A 4,668-nucleotide genomic window follows, 5' to 3' on the forward strand; every position below is an offset into this window, starting at 1 on the left:
AGATCGTCCAGCTCCAGTGGCATGCTTCACCCTGTGAAGATCTGGTGGAAAAAATGGGCATCAGCTGGGACAAGGCCAAAGCCGACTTCCAGGAATACCTCAAACAGGTCGAGCAGGGGAATGTGGAATACCTCTACAACCCCGAACTCGCCACTAACCAACATATCAACATGAAAGCGGGCGCTTAAGGAGAAAAATCAGTGAGTGCACAGGATACAGTATTAGTCGTAGGTGCCGGCCCAGCCGGTCTGTCAGCAGCTGCAACCATCGCTTCGATGGGCAAGAAAGCGGTCATTGTCGAGAAGGAAGATATTCTCGGCGGTGCCCCGATCATCTCCGGATATGCCAAACTGGTTCCCTCGGGTGAGTGGGCCAAGGACGCAATTGGTCGTATGGTCAGTCGGGTAGAAGGGGACGGCAATGTAGCCATTCACAAATCTACCAAAGTGACCACGGTTGAAGGGGAAGCCGGTAATTTTACGGCGACTCTGAGCAACGGTAACAAAGTCGAGGCCGGTTCTATAGTGTTGGGTACCGGTTTCACCCACTTTGACTCCATCAACAAGCCGGAATGGGGTTTTGGTACCTATGAAGACGTACTGACCACCACGCAGATGGAACAGATGGTTGGTACCGGTCAAATTACCTGTCCTTCGGATGGACGGGTGCCCGAGCGCGTAGCCATTCTACTCTGCGTAGGTTCCCGTGACCGTCAGATTGGTCGTGAATGGTGCTCCAAAATCTGCTGCACCGTTTCCACGAATCTGGCGATGGAAATCAAGGAGATTTCACCGAGCACCGACGTGTTCATTTACTACATGGACATTCGTACCTTCGGTCTTTACGAAGACAAGTTCTACTGGAAGAGTCAAGAAGAGTACAAGACCAAGTTCGTCAAGGCGCGTATTGCCGAAGTCACCAAATCACCGGACGGCCGTTTGCTGGTGAAGGGCGAAGATACCCTAGTCAAGCGTCCTATCGTGATTCCCATGGATATCGTGGTTCATGCTATCGGTATGGATCCCAATGCTCTAAATTCTGAAATTGCCAAGACTTTTGGTATTGGTCTCGAAAAACACGGCTTTATTGATCGTGCCGAGCAGTACACCAATAGCCAGGGAACGACGCGCAAGGGTATTTACGTGTGTGGCGCGGCTACCGGCCCGGAAGATATTGATACTTCGATTGCTCAAGGGCAGTCAGCTGGTTCACGAGCAGTAGCCGATCTCTTTGGACAGCAGAAAGTTGCCAGCTGATATCTACCAGGACAGGAACGAAGAACATATCGTTCCAGCCACGCTGCCCATTGAGCTCGACAAGGGCCTGCTCAATCGTTCTTTCTATGAACTGGAAGAAGCTTTTGAGGGACAACAGGGACTTGCCGATCTGGTGAGCAGCATGGCAGAAAAGACGGCAAGTTTTCGCCGTCTGCTACTGGAAGAACAGCAACCCCTGACCGAAACACAAATGGAACATCTCGTCGCACAGATGTTTACGGCACGGAGGAAAATATGGCCGCTCATTGAGGAACAAGGTGCGGCCAAGGTTGGGGAGTTGATGCGCGATCTGCTTACCGGACACGGTGATCTGACGCAGCGCATGGCAAGATTCGAAGAAGCCTTGCCAGCTACCGGAAAAGTCAAACGTGTCATCAGGGATGTGGCTGCTGAAGTCCTGCACTTCAGTGACCCCGAGCGGTATCCTCTGATGACCCGCTGGGTCTGGGATCAAGGAACTACTTCCGGAGCCATTCGTGAGTTTATACGTGGTGGTGATTACCTCACGGATTTCCCTTTTGGCGAGAGTCCCGAAATGTTTGAGGGGCTGCGTCAGTGGATGCGTGAAACACTGCTGGAGTTGGGCGTATATCGTGATGTTCCCTACATGGTGGACATCATTCTCGCTCATCAGTATTCACAGTATGTGCGGGCAATGGCGGAAGGTTTTTTGCGTTCGGACTTTGGCGGTCAGACCGACTTTACGGAGCAGATTCGTAAGTTGCTGGGTGTTGAAGTGCAGCGGCGGATGGGCGGGTCTCGCATCAAAAGAGACGACATTCATTGATGAATTAGGGTTTAGGAGCAGCTATGGCTATTCATGAAAAAACACTGATCGATCCAGATCGGATTTTACAGCACGACCATCTGGTAGTGGACGGAGTGGATGTTTCAGGGTCCTGGAACACGATGATCACTCCCCGTACGCTCACCGACTATGAAGAAAATTTCGAAAAAATCATTCAGAGCTACAGCGGTGGCGAGAATGTGCATCGTTGTTGGCAGTGCGGTTCCTGCACCAACTCCTGCACCATGTATGCACAGAACGTGGACTTCAATCCCCGTTACTGGATTTATCTGATTCGTCTGGGCCTGAAGGCCGAGTTGATGAAAGATAAGGACATCATCTGGCAGTGCGTGTCCTGTAACAAGTGCACCAACATCTGCCCCAAGGACGTGCGTCCTGAAGGCGTCATGAAAGCCACCGCACACTGGATGGAAGATAATGGGCTGACCCCCAAGACCCTTTCCACCCACTTTGACGAAGAATTCACCCATCAGTGTATTGAGTTTGGTCGTATTGAAGATACCGAAGTCATGATGGGTTTTTACAAGCGTTCCAACCAACCTCTGGTGCAGGCCTGGATTGTTGAGTTCGGAAAGCGGCTGTCCAAGGGGTTACCTTTGGGGCAGTTGGCGAAAATGGGTATGAATGTTGTTTTCCGACCGAAAACCAAGTCCTGGGGCAAGACCGGAGAAGTACTCGCAGAATATGTGAAAGCACAGAAGGAGGCTGCTCATCATGGCTAAGGTTGCATATTATCCGGGTTGCGCGCTGGAAGGTTCCGGCGGCCCCTACGACAAGTCCACGCGCGTTCTGGTCAAGGAACTTGGCCTGCAGATGGAAAACCTCGAAGACTACAACTGCTGTGGTGCCATGGAAGTGAAGAATATTCACCCCATGCTGCAGACTTACATGTCCGCACGCAATCTGGCCATTGCCAGCAAATTGCAGGGTTGTGATACGGTGATGGCCCCTTGCAACGGTTGTTACCGCAATCTGAAGCAGACGGAATATGAATGTGCCACTTCCGAAGAAACCATGAAGACGGTACAGGATCTGGCGGATAAATCCGGTGATCCGGTTTATGACGGGGATGTGCGGACCTTGCATGCGCTTGAGTGGTTCATGGAAGAAGTCGGTCCTGATGGCATCAAGAGCAAGGTCAAAAAAAGTCTGAACGGTCTGAAAATTGCCAATTATTATGGCTGTATGTACACCCGTCCCCGGCAGATCTTCCCGGAAAAAGACCAGGGTCCCGGCTCTGAATCCAGCTATGCACCGCATTTTATGGACGACCTGCTCAATGCAGCGGGTGCCGTAGCCGTCGATTTTCCCTTGAAAACCGCATGTTGTGGTGGTGCGCATACCCTTTCTGACTCGGATACCTCCACGCAGTTGGTGTTGAATATCCTCCAGGCAGCCGAAGACGCCGGTGCTGAAGTTATTGCGACGGAATGTCCGACCTGTCACTCCGGTCTGGAAATGCACCAGGTACGTGCGGAGACGGAATTCGGTATCAAATCCAACGTCAAGGTCATCTACTTCACCCAGTTGTTAGGCTTGGCTATGGGCCTGTCTGCACGCAAGGTCGGTATCCCCGATAATGTCAGCGATTCCATGGACCTGCTTGCGGCCAAAGGTATCGTATAACAAGGTTGGGAAGCGCCCCGTAAAGGGGCGCTTTTTTTTACCTGCCGCTGTCGACAGGGGGAGGCTATGGAATGTAACGGATGCGAATTTCGCGCCGAATTATATTATGATCAGGAGTGTCAGATCTGGGTGCGTCGCGAAGGTGACGGAACGCTGACGGTGGGCATGACGGATATTTCTCAGTCTATTGCAGGTAAAATTTTGCACGTGCGGGTGCGCCGTCCGGGCACACGCAGGCCCGTAGGCAAGCCCGTGGCAACCATTGAAAGTGGCAAGTGGGCGGGACCTGTTCCTAATGTATTTGATTGCGTGATCGATCTGGCCAACGAAGATGTGCTGGAAGATCCCAATCTGCTGAATATTGAGCCTTACGAAGCATGGATTGCCCGGGTTCGCCCGGTGGCATCCGTGGACGTAGCGTTAAAAAAACTGTCTACTGGGGATGCGGCATTTGAATTGTATCGGCAGCGCTGTCTGCGCGACGACATCCATTGTGAACGGGGTATGCGATGAGTGATCATTATTTAAACGATGACGGTGAAAAGTCGGTGGTTATTGTGATGACCAGTGGACCAAGTACCGCCCATCGTTGTGCTACGCCTTTTTATCTGGGGTCGTTGTTGTCTTCCATGGACGCAGAGGTTAAGATTTTTTGCACCATGGAAGCAGTAAAACTCATGAAAACAGGTGTTGCAGAAAATTTGGCAGCGATGGAAGGTGGAAAACGGATTATTGATTTTATCCGTGATGCCAAAAACGCCGGGGCGCAACTGTATGTATGCAGACCGGCACTGCCTGGATATGAGATTGAAGCGGACAACCTGATTGATGAAGTGGATGAAGTAGCTTCAGCAGGTGACCTTGCTGATTTGATTTTGTCTGTTGACCGGCTATTGTTTTTTTAATTTAAAACCCGAAGGAGAAAATGATGGGAACTGTACGTGGCTGTGAAATCCC

Annotated in this window: 6 protein-coding genes and 1 pseudogene; all 7 read left to right on the forward strand. The window is 51.3% G+C overall.

Going from position 1 to position 4,668, the window contains the following annotated elements; all coding sequences use genetic code 11:
• A pseudogene (locus AC2VLY_RS01225) lies at positions 1-188 on the forward strand (heterodisulfide reductase subunit B); the annotation flags it as partial.
• 12 nt (positions 189-200) lie between these two features.
• Positions 201-1,256: a CoB--CoM heterodisulfide reductase iron-sulfur subunit A family protein gene (locus tag AC2VLY_RS01230; RefSeq protein WP_193651118.1), complete on the forward strand. Its 1,056-nt coding sequence runs from the start codon at positions 201-203 to the stop codon at positions 1,254-1,256.
• Positions 1,246-2,064 carry a hypothetical protein gene (locus AC2VLY_RS01235; RefSeq protein ID WP_010637281.1) on the forward strand — a complete coding sequence of 273 codons (819 nt, stop codon included), beginning with the start codon at positions 1,246-1,248 and terminating at the stop codon, positions 2,062-2,064. The genes AC2VLY_RS01230 and AC2VLY_RS01235 overlap by 11 nt, the downstream gene beginning before the upstream one ends.
• Positions 2,065-2,087: 23 nt before the next feature.
• Positions 2,088-2,807 (forward strand): 4Fe-4S dicluster domain-containing protein, encoded by a 720-nt coding sequence (locus AC2VLY_RS01240; RefSeq protein WP_010637284.1) that lies wholly within the window; start codon positions 2,088-2,090, stop codon positions 2,805-2,807.
• Entirely contained in the window at positions 2,800-3,711 is a 912-nt protein-coding gene (locus AC2VLY_RS01245; protein WP_010637286.1) for a CoB--CoM heterodisulfide reductase iron-sulfur subunit B family protein, read from the forward strand. The genes AC2VLY_RS01240 and AC2VLY_RS01245 overlap by 8 nt, the downstream gene beginning before the upstream one ends.
• Before the next feature lie 66 nt (positions 3,712-3,777).
• Positions 3,778-4,224 (forward strand): biotin/lipoyl attachment domain-containing protein, encoded by a 447-nt coding sequence (locus tag AC2VLY_RS01250; protein WP_010637288.1) that lies wholly within the window; start codon positions 3,778-3,780, stop codon positions 4,222-4,224.
• Positions 4,221-4,616, forward strand: a complete 396-nt coding sequence (locus tag AC2VLY_RS01255) for a DsrE family protein (protein WP_193651119.1) — start codon at positions 4,221-4,223, stop codon at positions 4,614-4,616. The genes AC2VLY_RS01250 and AC2VLY_RS01255 overlap by 4 nt, the downstream gene beginning before the upstream one ends.
• Positions 4,617-4,668 lie beyond the last annotated feature (52 nt).

Source organism: Acidithiobacillus sp. TH-A36 (assembly GCF_057473445.1).